The following is a 25,500-nucleotide window of genomic DNA, read 5'->3' as shown; positions in this document are numbered from 1 at the left end:
AAGTAACAATTGAAGGACTCGGTAAGATGACTATAGCGACATTTATCAACAGAATTAATCAACTGGGAATTAAGCTATGGTTAGAGGATTCGCAGTTAAAGTTCAAAGCGCCTAAAGGGACTTGGAATAACGAGATCCGCGATGAATTGGTAGCCAACAAAGCCGAAGTCATTGCCTTTTTAGAGGCTTCACAAGCGTCGCAGCAAGAAGCGGAAGTTCCAGCAATACAAGCTGTTGCCAGGGTTACTGCAGAAGGTGAAACCATCACAGGCTTTCCGCTTAGCTTTTCCCAGGAACGGTTATGGTTCATCGACCAAATGGAAAAGCAAAGTGCCAGTTATAATATTCCAGTAGCGGTAAGCATTAAAAGTCAGCCAGGAGAGCGGCTCAATGTGAGCTTTATTGAACGCGCTTTTAATTTGATTATTGCTCGTCACGAAAATCTTCGCACCGTGTTTCCAAGCTACAAGGGTAAAGCTCAACAGCGAATTCTTGATGAGTTGCACTTTTCTTTGGAGCAGGTGGATCTCAGTGGTATTACATGCCACTCGGAGCAGCAGCAGGATGTGATGCGCCGTTGTCAGAAAGAGGCAAAAACCCCCTTCAACTTGGCCACCGGGCCCCTGTTAAGAGCACAGATCTTCAAACTGACAGAGCAGGAATCTGTGTTGCTCACTAACATGCATCACATTATCAGCGATGGTTGGTCAATGGGGGTACTGGTAAAAGAATTCGCTTTTATTATGGCGGCTTTCAAAAAAGGAGAGAACCCGCAACTCCCCTCACTGCAATTCCAGTATCTGGATTACAGTATCTGGCAAAGAAAATGGCTGGGGGGCGAACGCGAAAACGCCAATAACAAAGACGAACAAGCTAGCCAAAGTGACTTATCAGCAAAGAGTGTGTTGCAAAAACAGCTGGCTTATTGGCAGAACAAGCTCACCGGAATTCCAGAAAGCTTAAATTTGATAACGGATTTTCCAAGGCCTGCTGTTCAGGATTTTACGGGTGACAGACTCCGATTCGCTTTGGACCCGCAACTTACCCGGCAGCTCAAACACTTCGCTGAACAACAAGGTTGTACACTCTATATGTTGCTGCTGACGGTATTTAACGTCTTGTTGTATCGCCACACCGCTCAAGAAGATATCTGTATCGGGACACCCGTGGCCAATCGTCATCATGAAGGCACTGAAAGTTTGATTGGCTTATTTATCAATACCTTGGTATTGCGCAATCAATTAGCGGGAGAGTTTACTTTTGGCGAGGTGCTGAACCAAGTGAAAGTCACTTGTCTGGAAGCCTTCGAACATCAGGACACGCCTTTTGAACATGTGGTTGAATTAGTGCAACCCGAGCGAAACTCTGCAATCAGTCCATTGTTCCAGGTGATGTTTGTGCTACAAAATACGCCAGACAGAACACTTGGTCCGGGGATGGAAGCCCGGCCTGTAGAAGCGGGGATCAGTAAGTTCGATATTACCCTGGAGTTTAACGAACACAATACTGAATTGGCGGGCTCTATTGAGTATCGCAGTGCCTTATTTAAGCGCGAAACCATTGCGCAAATGGCGCGTCACTTTAACAGTCTATGCCAGGCCATCATTAGTAATCCCGACGCCATCATCGGAAAACTGGCATTGCAAAGCGAAGCCCAAACACAGCAATGGTTAAGTGGTCAAAATCAAACCCAAACAGACTATGCCAAAGACACCTGCATCCACCAACGGTTTGTGGCGCAGGCTGAGCGCTATGCCGACAAGGTTGCGGTGCTATATGACGATGCAACACTAACCTATCAACAACTCCACAAGAAAAGCCACGACCTGGCGTTATATCTGCAATTACAAGGGATTAAGCCCGACACTCTGGTGGGGGTTTGTATTGAAAAGTCCCTGGATATGGTGGTCGCCGTGCTTGGCATTTTACGGGCCGGGGGAGCTTATGTGCCAATGGATCCCACTTATCCAGATGAGCGAGTGGCCTATATGGTGGAGGATTCTCAAACCGCTATAGTGCTCACCCAGAGTAAACTCAAAGACAGGCTTTCAAACCTGATACCCAAAGGCAGTAAACTACTTGCCTTGGATACCCAGTGGTCAGCAATAGAAGAGCATGTCGCTGAGCAACAACACCGTGGTGTTGCATTGCAGGATAACGTTGAGGCTCATCACCTGGTGTATGTCATTTATACCTCAGGTTCCACGGGCAAACCCAAAGGCGTTATGTTGGAACATCGCAGTGTGATGAACTATTTGCACTATTGCTTGCAACACTACTTTCCTGAAGCCCGTCAGCCTCAGCAGGAGCGCAACGGTGCCAGCATTGTTCATTTTCCATTGTCATTTGATGCTTCAGTTACGGCATTATTTTCACCCCTGATGTTGGGTAAAACAATTGAAGTGAGTTCTGACAGCAGTCTTGAACTATTCGGAGGTGGAGCATTTTTGGACAAAGGGTATGATTTTGTCAAACTCACACCGGGTCATTTGTTACTGCTTAAGAATAATTTCAAACGGATCCCCAAGACATTTTTTGAACGTAATAACCTCTTAATTTTAGGGGGCGAAGCCTTAACCAGTGAACATGTTGATTTTCTCAATGTGCCAGGTTCTGGTATCGAAATTATCAATGAATACGGGCCCACAGAAGCCACAGTGGGCTGCTGTGTATCCCGCTATCCTGCGTCGCAGTTTGGCAATGGCGGAACGATTGTGAATATTGATATTGGCAGCCCGATTAATAATACCCAGATTTACATATTGGACGAATTTGCGCAGCCACAACCTGTGGGTATCCCCGGTGAGTTGTATATTGCCGGTGACGGACTAGCCCGAGGCTATTTGAATCGACCTGAACTGACTGCTGAGAAATTTGTTGCCAATCCTTTTAACCCCGGAACACGAATGTATAAAACTGGCGATCTGGCACGCTGGTTAGATGACGGTAACATCGAATATTTAGGCAGAATCGACTCTCAAGTGAAAATTCGTGGTTTTCGCATTGAGTTAGGGGAGATTGAAGCTCAGCTTAATAAACACCCATTAATAAAAGACAGTGTCGTGGTGACCCAAGGTCAAGCTGATGACAAGAAGCTAATTGCGTTTTACGTTGTTGAGCCCAGCGGCGAAGAGCAGGATACAATAACACAAGAAGCGAAAGCTCAGGATACCGAACAGACTTCGAGGGGCAATGAAGTTGAACCGGGGGCTTGGCTTAAGAAGAGTTTACCTGAATTTATGTTGCCGTCAGCATATGTGAAGCTGGATGCTATTCCACTGACCCCCAATGGAAAAATCGACCGCCTTGCGTTGCAGCAGCATGAGGTTAGCTTTGAGTCTTGCCAGGAGTACGTGGCTGCGCGCAATAATACGGAACAAAAACTGGTGGAAATCTGGGCTGAAGTACTCAATCTTGAGACAGATAAGATTGGCGTTCGCGATAACTTTTTTGAGTTGGGTGGTGATTCCATTAAAACCATACAAATTATCGCCAAGGCAATCGAACATCAGATTCATTTCGATATTCGCGACATGTTTAATCACCAGAGTATCGCCGATTTGGTGGCACATTGTGATACCTCAAAATCCAGAGAGATTCTGAAAGAGGAAGGGATATTGGAAGGGCCTGTTAAATTGAGCCCTGTGCAGACCGAATTCTTTGAGACAAGCCAAACAGACCGTCATCATTACAACCAATCTGTGCTGCTGAACCTGAACACATCGCTGTCATTTACTGATTTAACTGCGATCAATAATACGCTACTAAAACAGCATGACGCCTTGCGACTTCGCTATTTCCATACCAATGGCACCTGGCAGCAACAGTATCAAGGTGATCTTTCAGGGGCGGTTGATGCAGCAAATCCAGAGACATTAGGGTTACATCGGTTTGATATTTCTCTGTTCGACGAACACGCCCGTAGCGAGTTTGTTGAGAAAACCTGTGATCACTGGCAGACCCAGTTCGATTTGGAAAATGGCCCCATCATGCGGTGGTTATGGTTTGACGCCAAAGGTAAAGGCACAGATCAGTTAGCTATCATCATCCATCACCTGGCGATAGATGGTGTTTCGTGGCGTATTCTTTTGGAAGATCTGGACCGTTTAATTGCGCAGCACATGGCTGGTGAAACGCTAAAATTGGCGGATAAACGCAGCTCATATCGAAATTGGGTTGATTCACTGGAAAATTATATTGATACGGATCAGGGACAAAAAGACCTGGCATATTGGGTTGGACAAAGTGAGCAGGCGCAATCTTTAGCCCCCGCTTTTGCAGCCGAAGCGTTTAAATACAAAGATTTTTGTCAGGATAAAGTAAGTTTATCTCGGTCACATACGGAGAAATTGTTAAAGCATTGCCATAAAGCCTATGGCACTGACATTAATGATATTTTGCTAACAGCACTGATGTTGAGCTATCAACAAATATCAGGTCACTCATCTTTGCTGGTGGATATGGAAGGTCATGGTCGTGAACAAATAGACGCCGCTATCGATGTCACCAGAACCCTTGGCTGGTTTACCAGTATTTATCCGGTGCACTTACAGCTGTCGAACCCAAAGGATATCGGACTGAGCATTAAAGAGGTGAAAACCGCCTTAAACGCAATCCCCAACAAAGGTGTGAGCTTTTCGATTTTTCGCCACATCAACCAGCACGACACAGTGCAAAAGATGCCTCAGGCTCAAGTCATTTTTAATTACCTGGGGGATTTTGACACAAAAGACAAAACACCAGCTGATAATCATTTCAGCTTCAGTGACAACAGCAGTGGTCAGGCAATATCTCCGGAAAAAGAAGCCGATAAACTGGTGAGAATTAACGGCATGGTGGTATTCGGTGAATTGTCGTTTACTTTCAGTTACCCACAGCAATGGCAAAGCCAGCCCATTAGCGAATGGCAGCAGCGGTTTGTTGATGCATTGGAATTGTTGCTGAGCCATTGCTCAGAATCCACCAAATTAGGCTTTACGCCGGGGGATTTTCCACTGCTGACGGTGACCTTACCCGAATTGGACAAATTGACTTCAGCACTACCGCAACAACGCGCCATTGCACTAGATAATATTCAGGATATTTATCCGCTGACACCATTGCAATCAGGCATTTTGTTCGAAACGCTGTTAGCGCGTAGTAATGAAAATAAAGGCATGTACTTGACCCAGGCTGCTATCGGCATCAATGGCAGAACCGACATAAATATTTTACAGCAAGCCTGGCAGTTGGTTGTTAACCATTACGATGCTTTGCGTATGCAGGTTGTATCTGCAAGCGAGTTTGATTCAGGTACTGGTCTGCAGGTGATTGTAAAACAAATGCCTGTAGAGGTTCAGGAAACTGACTGGACAGACAAAGACGACGTGGAGCTTAAAGTCGCTTGCGAGCAGTGGATGCGGGAAAGTAAGCGCTCGGGGATCTGCTTTGAAGGTGGTCCACTGATGCGTATGCATCTTTTTCAGGGGCGAGATTGCAGTTATTTACTGTTTGAACAACACCATATTATGCTGGACGGTTGGTCGCAAAATATTGTGTTATCGAATCTGTTTAAGCTTTATCAAGCATTAATGCAACAGCAGGACTATCACCTGCCTGCATCGGCCTCTTATGGGGCTTATGTTAAAACACTGATTAACCGCAACCTCGAAGATGATAGTGCCTATTGGAAGCGATATTTAAGCGCTCATGAAGAGAGAACGCCACTGCCCGGAGAGTTCCTGTTCTCCCGACAACAGGGGGAAATCAACCAGAAACAGCAAGATCAAGCGCGCGATAATTTCACTACTACCAGTTTTAGCTTTTGCAAAGAAACGACAGCACAGTTGGAGCAATTGCTCAAACAATACAGAATCACCAACAATACGGCGTTGCAGTTTGTTTGGGGGCTATTGTTGCATTTGCACAGTGGTAATCAGACCGTCACTTTCGGTAGCGTCAGTTCCGGACGCAGCGGTATCCAGAATATTAAACACGGTGACCAGATGGTCGGTCTGTGTATTAACACTACACCCACCTGTGTCACATTTGATGCACAATTGAATTTGCTTGAGCACCTGCGTCATATGCAGGCAAGAGAATCAGCGAAACTGAGCTACGAAGTCACGCCTCTGCCTCATATTCAAAGTTTGTTGGGCCTGAGCAATAACCACGAATTTTTCCAAAGCCTGTTTGTTTATGAAAACTATCCGGTGGAAAAAATCTCTGATTCAAATCATTTACTCAAAGACTTTATCGGTAATGAGGCGCCGAATTATCCACTTTCCGTATTGGCCATGTCGGGGGAAACACTTGAGGTCTCCTTTACCTGGGACCGTCACTATTACAGTGAGGACACTATTGCCCCGCTGATGGCGCAATTTGAGCGATTAACTAAACAATTGATCGCTGTCCCTGAGGCGAAACTCGCGCAGTTAAGTCTGATCTCGGCACAGGAGAAAAACCGACTGCTGATTGACTACAATCAAACGCAGCAGAGCTATGCAAAGGAACAATGCATTCACAACCTCTTTGCACAGCAAGTGGCTCACAGTGGTGATGATATTGCCGTGGTTTTTGAAAAGGCGTCGTTGAGTTACCAACAGTTGTACGAAAGAAGCCACTCGCTGGCGTTATATCTGCAAGCGGCAGGCGTGGGTCCAGACATCCTGGTAGGACTGTGTATGGAACGGTCTTTGGATATGGTGGTGGCAATGCTGGGGATTTTGCAGGCGGGTGGCGCATATGTGCCGCTGGACCCCACTTATCCTAATGAACGGGTCGCTTACATGTTGGATGATTGTCAGACCAAGATAGTTCTGACTCAGGAAGCACTGAAAAATAAATTGCAGCTGTTGTCAGGCAATGACACAAAACTGGTTGCATTGGATTCGCAGTGGTCGGCGATTCAAAACTGCGCTGCCGATTTACTGGCAAATAAAGTGACATTATCCCAGCAAGTCACATCGCAACACTTGGCTTATGTGATTTACACCTCTGGTTCAACGGGCAACGCCAAAGGGGTGGCTATCGAACATCATAGTGCGGTAGCGCTGATATCCTGGGCACAGCGTGTTTATGGTGCTGAAGAGCTCAGTGGTGTGCTGGCAGGAACGTCGATTAGCTTCGATCTGTCTGTTTATGAAATCTTTCTGACCCTGGCATCTGGTGGCAAAGTCATTTTGGCTACCAATGTTTTAGGATTAATGCAGCTGGAAAACAAACAAGAAATTACGCTCATTAATACGGTACCGTCCGCTATGGAGGAACTGGTAAAGCTCGACGCCATACCTGAGTCGGTACTTACCGTTAATTTGGCTGGGGAGCCTTTGTTGCCTGGCTTGGTGGATAAGATATACCAGTACAGTGGGGTTGAGAAAGTTTATGACCTGTATGGGCCTTCTGAAGATACCACTTATTCGACGTTTATCTTGAGGAAGCCAGGTGCCCCGCAAACTATTGGTCGGCCAATCTCCAATACCCAGGCTTATGTGCTTGATCAGTACAACAATCCGGTTCCCGCTGGCGTGCCGGGCGAGTTGCACTTATCGGGTGATGGTCTTGCCAGAGGCTATCTGAATCGGACTGAGTTGACCGATGAAAAATTTGTTAGTAATCCGTTCGCTGTAGGCACTCGCATGTATAAAACCGGGGATTTAGTGCGTTGGTTGGATGATGGCAATATCGAATATATCGGCCGAATTGATAACCAGGTAAAAATCAGAGGTTTTCGCATTGAGTTAGGAGAAATTGAAAATCGGCTCAAGCAGAATCCGGGGATCGCGGATTGTGTTGTAGTGGCACAAGAGCACCATGCCGCCGACAAACAAAAACACAAACAACTGGTAGCTTTTTATGTGGCCGCCAGCAGTTCAGCTTCAAGTCATAGCGAATCTGCAAGTGAACTCTCTGCTGAAGATTTGCGCGCAGGTTTGCAAGCGGTTCTACCTGAATATATGGTGCCTTCCGCTTTTGTAAACCTGACAAGTATCCCGCTTACGCCAAATGGCAAAGTGGACCGCCTTAAACTGACAATGATGGACGTCAGTGTGCAAACAACTCAAAGCTATGTGGCGCCTCGTAATCAGACTGAGCAGAAAATGGTGGCAATATGGGCTGAGATATTGGATGTACCGCCGCAGCGCATTGGCGTCAATGACAGCTTTTTTGAGCTTGGTGGTCATTCTTTGTTAGCGACGCAGTTGATATCAAAAGTGCGTCGTGAGTTTGATGTAGAGTTGCCCCTCGTGGCGCTGTTTGAGCATCCGGATATTGCCAGTTTTGTCATTCAGCTCAAAGGTGCTCAAGGGACGGTAGTGCCCACCATCCAACCGGTCAGCCGTGTATCTGAAGCGGGGAATCTGATTAATGCCTTTCCGATGAGTTACGCCCAGGAACGGGTCTGGTTTATAGAGCAATTCTCGCCGGGTAATGCCGGCTATAACATGCCCGGAGCAGTGCTTATCAATGGTGAACTGGACATTACACATGTTGAAAAAGCCTTTAACCAGATCCTGAAGCGTCATGAGAGCTTACGCACTATCTTTCCCGATATAGAGGGTAAAGCACAACAGATTATTTTGGAGAATGTTGATTTTCATTTACGGGTAACAGACCTGTCTGGTGAAACGTCGGAACAGGAACTTCACAAACAGGCACTTAGCTTGTGCAATGCCGAAGCAGCCACAGAATTTAATTTGAGTCAGAGCCCTTTAATTCGCGCCCAGGTAATCAAGCTGTCTGATGCAGAACATATCTTGATGTGGAACATGCACCATATCGTCAGTGACGGTTGGTCGATGGGTATCATTGCTGATGAATTCAGCACTATCTTAGCGAGTCTACAGCAAGGACTTGAGCCTCTGTTACCCGAGTTGCCAATCCAATACGCTGATTACACTGTCTGGCAACGACAGATACTGGACGAGGGCGGCGTTTTAGAGCAACAAATGGCTTACTGGCAAAACAAACTAGCCGGTGTGCCAGAGAGTCTCGATTTGGTGACGGATTTTCCCCGTAGTACCGTCGAAAATGGGATTGGAGCGAGGTGTGAATTTGCCCTTAATTCAGCATTAACTGAGCAGCTGAAATCCCTGTCTGATAAACATGGAAGCACCTTGTTTATGACCTTGCTCGCTGCTTTTAACGCCTTGTTCTATCGCTATACCGGGCAACAAGATATCTGTATCGGGAGTCCGATAGCTAACCGACATTACGGTGAAACTGAGGGATTAGTGGGCATGTTCGTGAACACCCTGGCACTGAGAAATCAGGTGCAGGGAGAAGCGCCGTTTAGTGAATTACTGGAACAAGTAAAGCGTACCTGTCTGGAAGCTTATGAACATCAGGATGCGCCTTTTGAGAAGATTGTCGAGCTTGTGCAACCAGAGCGCAACATGGCTATTAGTCCGTTATTTCAGGTTATGGTTGCTTTACAAAACGCGCCCAAGGAATCTAAACAAGCACATATTCGCCCCTATCCGCTGGAGAATACAAGCAGCAGTAAATTTGATTTGAGCATTACATTCAGTGAAGCCGATGGCGCCTTAAAAGGGAGCATTGAATACTCTACTTCGCTTTATAAGCTGCGCACAGTCGAACGTATTGCTGAGCATTTTTTCGCACTATGTCAGACCATCGTTAAAGCTCCTTCAGCGAAGGTGAGTGAACTCAATTTTATTGGTGAGGACGAAAAACAACAGCTGTTGCGCTGGAACGACACTGCAACGGATTATCCCGTTGATAAATGCATGTATGAACTGTTTGAAGAACAGGTAATAAAGCAACCAGATGCTGTAGCGGCGATTTTTCGCAATTCTGCTGCTGTTGATACGACGATTACCTATGGTGAATTAAACGCCAGAGCAAATCAGTTAGCTCGTTATCTGCAAAAACAAGGGGTTGAGCCGAATACTCTTGTGGGTCTGTGTATTGAGCGTTCAATAGATATGTTAGTGTCTCTGTTGGCTATTTTGAAATCAGGTGCTGCTTACCTGCCCCTGGATCCAAACTATCCCAAAGAGCGCATCCAATACATGATCAACGATTCACAAGTTCGTTGGGTCATTAGCCAAAGCCACCTGACAGGGCACTGTGCTGCCGAGAGCTTGATTTGTGTTGATAACCAGACACTGCAGAGTGAGTTGCGCGCACTAGACAGCACAAATATCATCAACGGAAACCCGGGTGTGGCGCAAAACAATCTGGCTTATGTTATCTATACTTCGGGCTCCACAGGCAAACCCAAAGGGGTTATGCTGGAACAGCGCAATCTCAGCAACTTCCTATGTGCTATGCGCTCTGAGCCTGGAATGGAAAAAGATGATAGATTGTTAGCGGTAACTTCTTTTTCCTTTGACATCCATACCTTGGAATTGTACCTTCCACTGATTGTCGGTGGATGTGTAATTATTTGCTCGTCTGAAGACACAGTTTCTCCAACTGCGATTGAACAATTGATCCTGGATCATCAGGTCACCATGATGCAGGCAACGCCGGCTACATGGAAAATGTTGCTTAACAACCAATGGCAACCGGCAGGAAAATTTAAAGCGCTTTGCGGTGGAGAGGCGTTAAATGCAGATCTAAAAGATGAATTATTGCAACGTGACACCCTCGAACTGTGGAATATGTACGGTCCGACGGAAACGGCAGTCTGGTCAGCGACCAAAAGAATTACAGATACAATTTCTTTAGGCGCACCTATTGCTAATACTCAGTTTTACGTTCTGGATAAGCATTTAAATCCAGTGCCCGTCGGCGCTGTTGGTGAGTTATTTATTGGTGGGGATGGCCTGGCTCGCGGTTATTTGAATTTACCTGAATTGAGCAACGAGAGATTTATAGCCAATCCGTTTTCTGATGATGCGAGTGCGCGCTTATACCGAACGGGTGATCTGGTGCGTTGGCGTTCAGACATTGAAGCGTCAACCGGAGATCTGGAATACATTAGTCGCACAGATCAACAAGTGAAAATTCGCGGATTTCGCATCGAATTGGGTGAGATTGAATCTCGCTTAAATCAGCATGCGGACATAACGGATAGCATTGTTGTGGTCAAGGAGATGAATGGTAACAAGCAACTTGTTGCTTTTTACGTGACCAGAGAAACAGAGCTGGAAAATCCACTGCTGCCAGCGAGTGAAGAGCTCCGTAACTGGCTGCAGCAAACTTTGCCCGATTATATGCTTCCTTCGGCGTATGTCAGTTTGCAGGTCGTTCCGCTGACGCCAAATGGCAAGGTTGATCGCAAAGCGCTGGTGCAACAGGAAGTGAGTATGGCTTCTGAAGAGGCTTATGTTGCGCCGCGCAACACAATAGAAATGCAACTGGTGCAAATATGGGCAGAGCTATTGAATTTAGATGCCAGTCAAATCGGAGTGAATGACAACTTCTTTGAGTTAGGCGGGCATTCGTTATTGGCAACTCAAGTTGTGGCAAAAATTCAAAATCAGTTAGAAATTAAGGTTCCAGTGAAAGCATTGTTTAGTGTTAATACCCTGGCTGAAGTGGCTGAGGTGTGTCAGGCGGTTACTGCACAAAATAAAAAATCATCTGTTGATGAACAGTGCAATGATGATGAGTTTGAGGAATTGTCTTTATGACAACGTTTGCGTTAATCAACCAGCTGCATACTAAGGGTATTGAGCTTTGGGAAGAAAATGGGCAACTGAAATTGAAGGCACCTAAGGGTGCCATTACCGAAGAAATACGCCAACAATTAGTCAGTAACAAGCCCGACATTATCGCCTTCTTAAAAGCGGTTTCCAACGCAGAAAAATTACCTGCGATTAAACCTGTGGTGCGGGAAAGCACATCTGCTGAGTTGCCTTTGAGCTTTGCACAACAACGTCTTTGGTTTATTGATAATTTGCAGGGCGGTTCTGCTGAATACAATATGCCGCTAGCATTTGATTTAGTGGGAAAATTGAACGTGCCTCTGGTGAGGGACGTTTTTAACGCCATTATTGCCCGTCATGAAGTCCTGCGAACCGTTTATGTTACCCAAGATGGTGAAACGAGACAAAAAATCCGTCCTTTTGACGATGTAGATTTTGATATAGAAATTGCCGATCTGAGCCATCTCACGGGTGAGATGTTGAACGTCCAGCTAAATGCTTTATTGGATGCACAGAGCACTAAGCCTTTCAACCTCTCAGAGGATCTGATGTTGCGGGTGACTTATATTAAGAAAACCGCAAACAGTGGAGTTTTGCTGTTTAATATGCACCATATCGCTTCTGATGGGTGGTCACTTGAGGTGCTGACCAAAGAATTCTTGGCTCTTTATCGTGCATTTAGTCAGGGTGATGAAACTCCACTCTCACCTCTGGCAGTGCAATATGCGGACTATGCTCAATGGCAACGAGAATACCTTGAAGGAGAGATGCTGGAAGCGCAGTTGGATTACTGGCAAAAGCAACTCTGTGATGTTCCTGTACTACATAGCATTACTTTAGATTACGCGCGCCCGAAAGTGAAAACCAACCAAGGGGCGGTGGTTACAGGAAGGCTCGCAGCACCTGTCGCCAGCAGGCTCAACGCAGTGGCTAAATTTCACCAGCTCACTCCCTTTATGTTATTACACGGTGCACTGGCTTTATTGTTATCAAGGCACAGCAATAGCAATGATATTGTAATTGGAACGCCGGTCGCTAATCGCTTGCAGGTGGAAGTTGAACCCCTGATTGGCTTTTTCGTGAATTCTCTGGTGCTCAGAGTCGACACCTGCCATGCGACTCTTTCAGACTATTTTGACCATATCAGGCAGGTGCACACCGACGCCCAGTCAAACCAAGACGTGCCTTTTGAGCAATTGGTGGAGCGCTTGCAAGTGCCAAGGAGTACTGCACATAGTCCGCTTTTCCAGATAGTACTGACTACAAATAGCGACTTTGGTCAGCGTGATAACTCTGAGGCGTTTGAATTGCCGGGATTGCAGATTCAGCCGTCTACCAGTGATTTGGTGCAGTCGAAGTTTGATTTGAGTGTTAACTTGAGCCTCAGTGACACGGGCGTGGAATTGCGCTGGACTTACGATGTGAGCTTATTTAAGCAGCAACACATCGAGCAATTTAACGCACATCTGTGCCGCCTTCTCACGGGGTTGAGTGAGTGTCTTGAAACACCACAAAAAGCGCCACAAACACTGCCGTTATTGTCCCCCGAAGAAATCCATTACCAGGTTCACAAGCTAAATGAGAAAAGGAGCAATTATCCGAGTAATAAGTGCATTCATGAATTGTTTCAACTGCAGGCGCTAGCAAACCCCGATAAGGTTGCTGTAGTACACAGAGCAAACTCACTGACCTATCGTCAATTAAATGAAAAAGCTAATCAACTAGCTCGGTTTTTGCGAGATAACCATGAGATAACACCCGATACCCTGATAGGGCTTTGCATAGATCGTTGCGCAAATATGATGATAGCGATTTTGGGGATATTAAAAGCCGGTGCCGCATATGTCCCGCTGGATCCATCTTATCCTGAGAGTCGCTTGCACTATCTGTTGCAAGATGCGGCGCTGAATCTGGTGTTAAGCCACACTTCGATACAGTCAGTTTTGCAAACGTTCAACGGGACTGTCATTCCACTTGATGGTTTGGATGGGATAGAAAGTCACTTCTGTAGTGAGTATGCCATTGATGATTTAACGGCTGACACTGTCGGGATATCGCCATCAAATCTGGCTTACGTTATTTATACTTCAGGCTCTACAGGTAAGCCTAAGGGCGTAATGACAGAGCATATTAGTGTTGCTCGCCTGGTAAAGAATGCCAGTTTTATGTGCCTGGATGAGCATACCGTGATGCTGCAAAGTGCAAATATCGCCTTTGATGCCACCACCTTGGAAATCTGGGGACCGTTACTCAATGGTGGCCAATGCATTCTCTACCCGCATCAATATCTGGAAACTAATCAGCTTAATGACGTTATTGAGCAATATCAGGTGAACGCCCTTTGGCTGACAGCCGGATTATTTAGTGAATGGTCACACGGCGTACACGGATGTAACAGCTTAAAATACTTGCTGGCTGGTGGCGATACACTCGATCCCGAAGCGATTGCAAGAGTTCAACAACAGTTGCCACAACTTACTTTGATCAATGGCTATGGACCGACTGAAAATACGACATTCTCCACTACCTACACGTTTGAAAAACCGCATAAATTAGACATTGTTCCCATTGGAAAGCCGCTCGATTCCGATGTGGCGTATATTTTGGATTGCGCCGCTCAATTAGTTCCACAAGGGTGCATCGGTGAACTATGTGTCGGTGGAGATGGCCTCGCCAGAGGGTATTTGAATCGCCCGGAGCTTACCCAAGAACGATTTGTAACAAACCCATTCTTCGATGAGCTGGACAGTGACACACCTCAATTACTTTATCGCACCGGGGATCTTGTTCGGTATTTGCCGGATGGCAATCTGGCGTTTTTAGGACGTGCCGACAATCAAGTAAAAATCCGTGGTTTCAGAATTGAATTGGGTGAGATTGAGGCACAACTCGCCAGTTTCGAAGAGGTGGACTCTGCATTGGTCATGGTGAAAGAAAGCGCCGATTCCAAACAGCTCGTGGGTTACATTAAGACCATCCAAACCACTGAGCAATCGGATTTAGTTGCTTTCATTGCCCACATTAAATCCCTCTTAGCTGAGCAGTTACCCGATTATATGGTGCCTGGTAACATATTGTTGGTGGATGAGTGGCCCTTAACCGCCAATGGCAAAGTCGACAGAAAAGCGTTACCTCAGCCAGACGGCTCCTGTTTGATGAACAACTATGTAGCACCGGAAAATGACATTGAACGGATTTTAGTTCGCGTCTGGGGGCAATTATTGAATATTGAGGCAGAATCCATCAGCAGCTCTGCAAATTTCTTTGAATTGGGAGGCCACTCTCTACTTGCTATTCGCCTGGTTGCTGAGATTCGAACTCATTGTGAGATAGAGATTTCCGTACAAAATATCTTTGAAACAGCCACCTTAAAATCATTAGCCGAAGTGATTACAAAGGCCGGCAACACATTGATGCGACCTGTGCCCAAGCCTTTCAAACGCCTTAGTGACAAGTTGCCAATGTCTTTTGCCCAACAGCGACTGTGGTTTATTGATAGTCTGCAGGGGCAGTCTGCTGAATATAACATGCCATTAGTATTTGAAGTGGCAGGCCAGTTGGATCTCACTCTACTGCAAAATGTATTCGCTACCATCGTGACACGACACGAGGTTTTGAGAACTGTGTATGTTGTAGAGCAAGGAGAGCCCCTGCAGTATGTGCGCCCTGTGTCTGACGCGGTATTGGAAATAGAGGTAAAAGATGTATGCGATCTCACGGGTGAGATCTTGCAAACTCGATTACAAGACCTCGTACAAACTGAAGTCACCCGCCCCTTTAACCTGACAAAAGACCTCATGTTACGGGTCACTTATATTAAGCAAGCGGCTGATTGCGGCGTCATGATACTCAATATGCATCACATCGCGTCTGACGGTTGGTCACTTTCTGTGCTGACTGAAGAATTCCTTGCGTTATATGAGGCATACCAACAAGGACAGCCTGATCCGCTGCCTGTACTAGAGCTTCAATATGCTGATTTCGCCCAATGGCAACGAGAATATCTCGCTGGTGAGGTACTTGATTGCCAATTGAATTATTGGCAAAAGCAACTGGATGAATTGCCGGCAGTGCATAGCTTAGCGCTTGACTATGAGCGCCCTAAGAGCAAGTTACACCGCGGAAAGCTGGTGACCGGAGAGCTGCCCACAAGCGTGGCAAACAGATTACAGGCCATTGCAAAGCAGCATACACTCACTCCATTTATGCTATTACACGCGGCTTTTGCATTGCTATTGTCCAGGCATGGAAATAGCTGCGATATTGCCATCGGCACCCCTGTGGCTAACCGTTTGCACACCGAACTGGAACCCTTGTTGGGATTTTTCGTCAACACTCTTGTGTTGCGAGTGGATACCTCTCATCAAACTTTAGCTCACTACTTTGAGCATGTCAGACAGACTCATCTTGAAGCTCAGTCAAATCAAGATGTGCCTTTTGAACAACTCGTGGAACGGCTGAATGTGCCGAGGAGTACCGCCCATAGTCCACTGTTCCAAACCATGATGACTACCAATAGTGACTTCGGTGACAAGCCCCTGTCCCAATCGTCATCTTTGGTTTTACCCAGCATCGAAATAAAATCATTTCAATCGCAACAAGTGCAGACGAAGTTTGACTTGAATCTCGATGTGAATTTCGGGGAAGCTGGTATCCAGCTGAGCTGGATTTATGATGTCAGCTTGTTTGCTGAGCAGCGCATCACGCAGCTAAATGAGCACTTGTGTCGTTTGCTCACAGGCCTTAGCACAATAAGAGATATGAAATCGCATGCCCCTCATAAGCTACCACTGTTCTCAGAGGAAGAAATTCAGTATTTGATTCATGAGTATAACAATACAGAGCAGGCCTTTGCCAAAGATAGCTGTATTCATAGGCTGTTTGAACAGCAGGCAGGAGTAACACCAAACAATGTGGCTCTGGTAATGGATGATTTCTCAATGACCTATCAACAGGTCAATGAAAAAGCCAATCAAGTCGCTCGTTATTTAATGGCAAAACACCGAATTACCCCTGATACATTAGTGGGAGTTTGTTGTCATCGCTCACCCGAGATGGTGATTGCGATACTCGGTATTCTCAAGGCGGGTGGTGCCTACGTACCATTGGACCCAACCTATCCTCGTGAGCGTTTGAGTTTCATGTTGGAAGATGCGTCTTTGACGGTGGTGCTTAGTCAGTCCGGCGTGCAATTTGTTTTATCTGAATATGCGGGCAATGTTGTTGCCTTAGATGGATTGGTGAATAGTACAGACCACAGCTTTTACCTGTATGCAACTGATAACATCAGCCATGATGAAAATGGCCTGACTGCTTCTAACCTGGCTTATGTCATTTATACCTCTGGTTCCACGGGTAAGCCCAAAGGTGTTGAATTAACGCATCGCAGTGTTTTGAATTATCTGACTAATACGCAAAATTATCTGACCCCAGATATCGTATTTTCAGCATTGAGTACTTCACTAAATTTTGATGCCACCGTGACATCTTTATTTGCTGCCTGGTTGAAAGGGGGATATTTGAGCCTGGTGAGTGAAGACGAGGATGTCTTTGTGGCGTTAAAGCGCATGCTGACACAGCATCAAGCGGGACTCTTTAAAGTGACACCTGCCCATTTGCAAGGTCTGGTGTTCGAATCCCCAATATTGACTCCGCATGTTGTGGTCGTGGGCGGAGAGGCATTTGGTATTGAGCTGGCAGAGAAAATTACCAAACAATTACCAAATACACGGTTTATCAATGAGTATGGCCCAACAGAAGCCACTGTGGGCTGCAGTTACGAATGCTTTACATCGGCCACTTTGGAGCGCTATAGAAAACTGCCAAGTATTCACATCGGAAAACCAATCCTGAATACCCAGTTTTATGTACTGGATGCACAACAGCAATTATTACCTCGAGAAGCGATTGGTGAACTGTATATTGGTGGAGAAGGGCTTGCTAAGGGGTATCTCAATCGCGAGGAACTTACCGACGAACGCTTTATCAGTAATCCGTGGTATCAGGCAAAAGTACCTGGTAGCTCACCGCGCCTATATAAAACCGGAGATCTGGTTCGTTATTTACCGGATGGCAATTTAGTCTTTTTAGGACGCATTGACGATCAGGTAAAAATCCGCGGATTCAGGGTTGAACCAGGGGAAGTCGAAGCGAAACTGGCGCAACTTGCGTCGCTAGATTCAGCGTTGGTATTGGATTCAGAAATTGCCGGTAGCAAACAACTGGTGGGCTACGTTAAGCCAAAAGAGCAACTGAGCGAAGATGGCATCTCTGGTTTTGTTGCGGACATAAAATCACAACTGCTGCAGCAACTACCTGAATACATGGTACCGGGCTTCATTGTGGTGGTGGCTGCATGGCCACTGACGCCCAATGGCAAAATTGATCGCAAGGCGTTACCTGAGCCTGTTGGCAATATCCATAAAGGTGAGTTCGTCCCGCCGCACAGTGAGATAGAGCAAACGTTAGCTGATATTTGGGCCGGGCTTTTAAAGCTTGATGTCGCGGCAATTAGTGCGACTGCCAATTTCTTTGAATCCGGTGGTCATTCGCTTTTGTCAATGCGTTTGGTGGCAGAGATAAGACAGCGCTGCAATGTCGAATTGTCGATTCACACTATCTTTGAAGCGCCGACATTACAGGCAATGGCTGCTCTTATTGAGCAAGGAGCAGCTAGTGTCGTGCGTCCACCAGTAGAGGCGCTGATTCGGAACAGCAACACCTTACCGGTTTCTTTTGCTCAGCAACGTCTGTGGTTTATCGACAACCTTCAGGGAGGCTCACCTGAATATAACATGCCGCTGGCACTGGAGGTGGCAGGACAACTGGATCTCCAACTGGTAAACAGGGTGTTTACCACCATTATTGAACGTCACGAAATACTGAGAACCGTGTATGTTGTAGATAATGGCGAAACTTTTCAGCGTATTCTTCCATCATCCGATGTCCGTTTTGAAATCACAGTGGAGGATCTCAGCCACTATCATGCAGAGGCACTTGCATCTCAGTTAAAAGAGCGCGTCGAAGCACAAGCAGGTTACACCTTTAATCTGGCTGAGGACTTAATGCTACGGGTGACTTGGGTGCAGACAACAGCAACTAGTGGCGTGATGCTTCTCAATCTTCACCATATCGCCTCTGATGGCTGGTCGATGGAAGTACTTACCCAAGAGTTTCTGACCTTGTACAACGCCTATCATCAAGGGGCTACGAATCCCCTTGTACCAATGGAAATACAATATGCGGATTATGCCCATTGGCAACGCACATATCTGGTTGGCGAAAACCTGGAATCTCAGTTGCATTATTGGGAAACGCAATTAGATGAACTGCCTGCAACCCACAGTTTACCACTGGACTTTGTCCGACCTGATATGAAGCAGCACAAAGGTGCGGTGGTGGCAGGACGATTACCGGCATCCATTGCACATGGGTTATCAGGTATTGCGAAACAGCACAAATTGACGCCATTTATGTTCTTACACGGGGCTTTGTCGCTGGTATTGTCCAGACACAGTAACAGTAGCGATATCGTAATTGGTACGCCTGTGGCTAACCGTGTGCAGGCAGAGCTGGAACCCTTGATAGGGTTCTTCGTTAACACCTTGGTACTTAGAGCAAATACTCGCCATGACAGTTTATCTGCCTATTTGGCGCATATCCGACAGGTTCATCTGGATGCCCAGTCGAATCAGGATGTGCCTTTTGAACAGTTAGTAGAGCGCTTAAAGGTTCCGCGTAGTAAGGCGCACAGCCCGCTGTTTCAAATCATGATGACCATCAATACTGATTATGGGCTCAGTAATGGTAGTTCCTCATTTTCACTACCGGAAATGGAGATTAAGCCCTATCGCTCGGGTGCAGTGCAGGCCAAGTTTGATCTCAAGGTTGATCTGAATATTGATGAAGGGGGTGTAAACCTGCACTGGACCTACGATGTAAGTTTATTCTCTCAACAGCACATCGAACAGCTTAACGACCACTTTTGTCGTCTTTTGACAGGATTGTGTGAGGCCCCTGATACAACTTCCCAGCCGCTTCACGCGCTGCCAATTTTGTCGCAGCAGGAGGTGGATTACCTGGTTACTGAGCTCAATGATACAGCGAAACCGTATGACAGTGAAAAATGCCTGCATGAGTTATTTTCAGAGCAAGCAGCTTGTCATCCCGGCGAGGTGGCCTTGGTCTTTAAAGATACCTCAATGACCTGGCAACAGCTAAATGAGCGTTCAAATCAACTGGCTCACTACTTAAAAGACAAGCACCAAGTTTCGCCAGATACGCTGGTGGGACTTTGTGTTGAACGCTCTGCAGAAATGGTTGTTGCAATTTTGGGGATCCTCAAAGCGGGCGGAGCTTATGTGCCGCTGGATCCCACATCACCTCGAGAGCGAATGCACTATATACTAGAAGACGCAGCGTTGGATTTAGTGCTCAGTGAAAAGCAACTTCAAGCAAGCTTGGCAGATTTCAGCGCTAACATTATCACCATCGATGGTATAGCCGATATCAATTGTGATATGCATATTTGTCGTGAGTGTAAAACAGACAATCTCAGTCCAGTTGCTGGTGGATTGACATCTGCTAATCTGGCTTATGTCATATACACATCAGGCTCCACTGGTAAACCCAAAGGCGTGATGACGGAGCATCGGGCTGTCATGAATTTTGGGGCGGGCTTTTGTGAGCAAATCCGCGGTAGAGAAGTGCTGCTGAAAAATGGATGGCTGTGGTTATCTTCATTTGTGTTTGATGCATCCTTAAAAGGTATTTATCTGTTGGCCACAGGGACAAAACTAATCATCCCCAGCTCTGATGAAATAAAATCCCCGGAAAAGATTGTGGCCTTGATTAATCATCATCAATTGAGGGTTATTAATGCAACGCCTCAGTTGTTGCAGTTAATTGTAAAAACACCGGATTTGAAAAATGTTCATTTAATTTCCAGTGGTGAGGCCATTGGCATTAACAATTTCAACACCTTTCAACAATTCGCAAAGCAGGCCGGTAGCTCGTTTATCAATGCTTATGGCCCTACCGAATCTACCATCAATAGTAGCTTTGCCAATCTTTGCGATGCCAGGAGTGAAAATATTGGAAAGCCGGTTGCCAATACTTCATTTTATATTTTGGATGAAAACCGGGCACTGACACCTTTTGGTTGTGTTGGCGAACTGTATATTGCTGGCGAAGGGTTGGCTCGGGGTTATCTCAACCAGCCTGAATTAACGACCGAACGTTTTATACAGAATCCGTTTTACCAGGCAAGCAAACCTCAGTCTTCTACGCGGTTATACCGCACAGGTGATCTGGTGAGATACCTGGCAGATGGCAATATCGAATTTGTTGGCCGCAGTGATGACCAGGTGAAAATTCGGGGATTTAGAATAGAATTGGCAGAAGTCGAAGCTCAATTATCACTGCTGGGTTATGTTGATTCTGCCGTGGTCATGGCAAAAACGGTGGCGGGGAGTCTGCAATTGGTTGCTTGGGTAAAACTCAGTCGAACCGAAGTAGCAACGCAGGCATCTGATGCGGTTTCTCGCATAAAATCTGAATTGAGAGCCAGCTTACCTGAATACATGATCCCGGGCTTTATTGTCTTGCTGGAGAGTTGGCCATTAACTGCTGGGGGCAAGCTCGACAGGGCCTCACTGCCTGAACCGCATGCCGATATGCTGAAGGGTGAATATTTAGCTCCGGTGACCAGTACCCAAGAGAAATTAGTGGGTATTTGGGCTGACTTGCTGAAATTGCCCGATGAGTCAATTAGTCGTAATGCTGACTTTTTTGATGTGGGAGGGCATTCATTATTGTGTATTCGTCTCGTTTCAAAAATACGCAGCTGTTTTGGCGTTGAGGTGGCTATTCAAAGCATTTTTGACAATCCTTGTTTAGAAGATATGGCCGCCATTATTCAGGATGGCACTCGCAGTATGCGTCCTGCTCTTCCAACGTCACAGGATCTCGGCAACAGATTACCCGTCTCTTTTGCGCAACAGCGTTTATGGTTTATTGATAACCTCCAAGGCGGTTCGCCGGAATACAATATTCCGTTAGCCTTTGAGGTTTTGGGTAAACTGGATATGAGCTTGGTTTCTGAGATTTTTAAAACAATTATTCAGCGACACCAAATTCTGCGAACGGTTTATATTGTGCAAAATGGAGAGACGCTACAACACATCATTGCCGATACGGATATTGCCTTTGACATAGCCGTGGATGATATCAGCCACCTCCGCACAGAGGAGTTAGAAAATCAGGTAAAAACCATCTTTGAGACAGAGATTGCCCGACCTTTTGATCTTTCCAAAGAGCTGATGTTAAGAGTCCGTTATGTGTGCAAAGGATCTGACAATGGGGTGGTGATACTCAATATGCACCACATCGCTTCCGATGGTTGGTCAATCGATGTATTGACCAGAGAATTTTTTACCTTGTATGAAGCCTATAGCCTCGGCAAGGAAAATCCGCTACCTGATTTGGCGGTACAGTATGCGGGATATGCACAGTGGCAGCGTGAATATCTCACAGGCAAGGTGCTGGATGCGCAAATGAGTTACTGGGAGAAGCAACTGGATGAGCTACCAGCAGTGCATAGCGTGCCTCTGGATTTTGCCCGTCCACAAGTAAAGCAACACAAAGGGGCGAGTGTTACCGGACAATTGCCCGCCAGCACCGCCACAAGACTTCTGGCGCTAGCGAAACAACACAAACTGACCCCCTTTATGCTGTTGCACGGTGCCTTGGCACTGATGTTATCCAGGCATAGCAGTAGCTGCGATATTGTTGTTGGCACCCCCGTAGCTAATCGTGTTCAGGCGGAACTGGAACCCTTGATTGGCTTTTTCGTCAATACCCTGGTGCTCAGAGCGAACACCCGCCAAGCCAGTTTGTCTAACTATTTTGCCCATATAAGACAAGTTCATTTAGATGCTCAGTCCAATCAGGACGTCCCTTTTGAACAGTTGGTGGAGCGCTTAAAAGTGCCGCGCAGTGCTGCCCACAGCCCGCTGTTTCAAATCATGATGAGCACCAGTACCGACTATGGACTCAGTGACAAAACTACGGCTATGGCGATTCCAGGTGCAGATGTTAAACCTTATCGTTCGACGGTAATACAGGCCAAATTCGATTTAGAAGTGGACTTGAGTATTGCAGAGCATGGGGTGGATTTAAATTGGATCTATGACATTGAGTTGTTCTCGTCGCAGCATATCGAACAGTTGAATGAGCACCTTTGCCGATTGCTATCGGGCTTTTGTGACATAGTAGATCCGACATCCGCAGCTCTACATGAATTACCTTTACTATCGCCACAGGAGACGCGTTATCTGGTCAAAGACCTCAATAACACCGCTCGTGATTATGCAAAAGATAAGTGTATTCACCAACTGTTTGAACAACAGGCAGTTGAGCACCCGAATGAGATTGCTTTGGTATTTGAAAGCGAATCACTCAGCTACCAACAACTCAATGCCAAAGCTAGCCAACTAGCGTGTTACCTCACGACACAGCACGATATCACCCCTGATACGCTTGTGGGATTATGTACTGAACGGTCATTGGAGATGGTGATAGCAATTCTCGGGATCCTTAAAGCGGGTGCGGCATACGTACCCATCGATCCCAGTTACCCTAAGGACAGGCTGGACTTTATACTGCAAGACGCTGCCCCTGAATTGGTGCTGACCCAATCCCAGGTACAATCGGTATTTGCTGAATTTGCAGGAACAATCGTCACCCTGGATTCGTTATTGATTGTGGATAATCATCTCGATAGCACCTTTGATAAACTCGATAGTGATGCGATTAATACCGGGGTAACCGCTTCAAATCTGGCCTACGTGATTTATACCTCTGGTTCAACCGGGAACCCCAAAGGCGTCCTGATTGAGCATCGTTCCGTCAACAATCTGATCCACGCACAAAAGGAAAATTACCAGCTTGGTGCGAGAGGTCCTGAAGTCGGTCTCCTGTTGGCTAGCTATGCCTTTGATGCTTCAGTGGAACAAATGTTTCTGATGCTGCTAACCGGCAATACCCTGGTGATACCGTCAAAGGCGTCGCTGCTTGATCCGTCGAAGTTGGCCGCGATGATAATGCGTCACAGCGTCACTCACATTGACAGCACACCTTCGCACTTAGTGAGTCTTCAAGCATGCCTGACCCATAAGACCGTTCATCGGGTAATTTCTGGTGGCGAAGCCATGATACCGCAACTGGCGGAATTAATTGCACCTGATACTCCGCTTTACAATGTTTATGGACCGACAGAGGCCTGTGTTACCAGTTGTGTGTCTTCGGCTGACTCGTCCATTGGGCGGCCCCTGAACAATACCGAGTTATTCGTGGTCGATAAGTCTTTAGCACTGGTTCCTGATGGAACTGCCGGAGAACTGCTTATTGGCGGTGATGGATTAGCGCGAGGCTATTTAAACCTCCCTGAACTGACGCAAACTCGTTTTATTCAAAACCCGTTTTACGACCGCAACAAACAAGGCAGTTCTGAGCGATTATACCGAACAGGCGACCTTGTCCGTTATTTGCCAAACGGTAATCTGGAGTTTATCGGACGCATAGATGAACAGGTGAGTATCCGGGGATTTAGAGTTGAACCTGGTGAGGTGGAAGCACAACTTACACAGCTTGATACTGTTGATTCAGCCCTGGTGATGGCAAGAGAAACAGCAGGCGGAATGCAATTAGTGGGTTATGTTAAGCCTGCCATAAATCTCAATGAATCTGATCGCGCAGACTACACGGCAGAAATAAAGGCAAAGTTGACTCAGTATTTACCCGATTACATGGTGCCAACAGTATTAATTACCGTGACTCAATGGCCGATGACCCCCAGTGATAAAATTGATCGCAAAGCACTACCTGAGCCTGATATTACTGAATTACAAGCGAATTATGTCGCTGCGACAACCGAGACTGAACAGGCACTCGTTAGCATTTGGGCGAATGTGCTCAATCTTGATGTGGATGACATCAGCACGGCGGTTAGCTTTTTTGAGTTGGGCGGTCATTCACTACTTATGGTAAAGCTGCTGTCTTTGATTCAAACGCGCTTGCAAAAACCTTGCGAGCTTTCCGCCTTGTTCAGCGCAACAACGATTCAGGCCCAAGCCCGTCATTTAGACACTTTGCAATATGGCCTGAACAATACCGAGCTACTGCAACCAATTACTCATCATTTGGATGCACAAGAGAGCATTATTTTCATTCCAGGAGTTGCCAGTACTGCTAAGGATTTTCAGCACATTATTGCGCATTTGAAAACCAGCAAACCCGACGCAGCAATTGGCGTTTTTCGCCACAAAGGGCTCATTGCCACTGAAGATTATTTCACCAGCATAGAAGCGAACGTTGCTGCTTTTTCGGAGTGTCTTGGCAATCTAACTGACAAAACCATTACTTTGGTTGGCCACTCCTATGGTGGTGCTCTGGCATTGGCGTTAGCGGAAGTATTGCAATCAAATGGCGTCCGTCTTGCTTTAATGATGGTGGATACTTACTTCGAACAGAAAAGGTGGCAGGCGGAAATTGCACAACAAGACCACCACAACCGCGATTTTAGAGAGCTGGATGTGCCTGAATATTTGATTGAGCTGTATCAGCATCAAATTAATTTATTTGACGACTATATACCGTTCACACAACACAAGTATCCCATGATGGCTGTATTAGCCCAGCAGAGCCCGTTTGATCAGCACTCTTATCGGCAGTATTTGGAAAACAAGTTCTGCCATCACAAGACAGAATATCAAAGTGTTGAGGGTGACCACTTCTCTATGCTGCAGGGTAAAAGTGCTAAGTCGATTTCAGATTTGATACTGGCAATGGTTAACGAAATCAAAGAATAACTCACTGTTGTGCAGCGCCACTGTGGGCCAGTACA

2 protein-coding genes are annotated in these 25,500 nt (G+C 46.3%); both read left to right on the top strand.

The features are described 5' to 3' along the window. The first annotated feature begins 26 nt into the window (after positions 1–26). Positions 27–11,582, top strand: coding sequence for an amino acid adenylation domain-containing protein (locus tag ACXAGP_RS03790; protein WP_475259639.1), 11,556 nt, complete (start codon positions 27–29; stop codon positions 11,580–11,582). Continuing rightward, entirely contained in the window at positions 11,579–25,465 is a 13,887-nt protein-coding gene (locus ACXAGP_RS03785) for an amino acid adenylation domain-containing protein (protein ID WP_475259638.1), read from the top strand. Before ACXAGP_RS03790 ends, ACXAGP_RS03785 begins: the two co-directional genes overlap by 4 nt. The last annotated feature ends 35 nt before the right edge of the window (positions 25,466–25,500 follow it).

The sequence above is a fragment of the Planctobacterium sp. AWM4_229 genome, from assembly GCF_056160305.1.
Note: the sequence above shows the minus strand (reverse complement) of the source record. Positions and strands in the feature narration are given on the sequence as shown.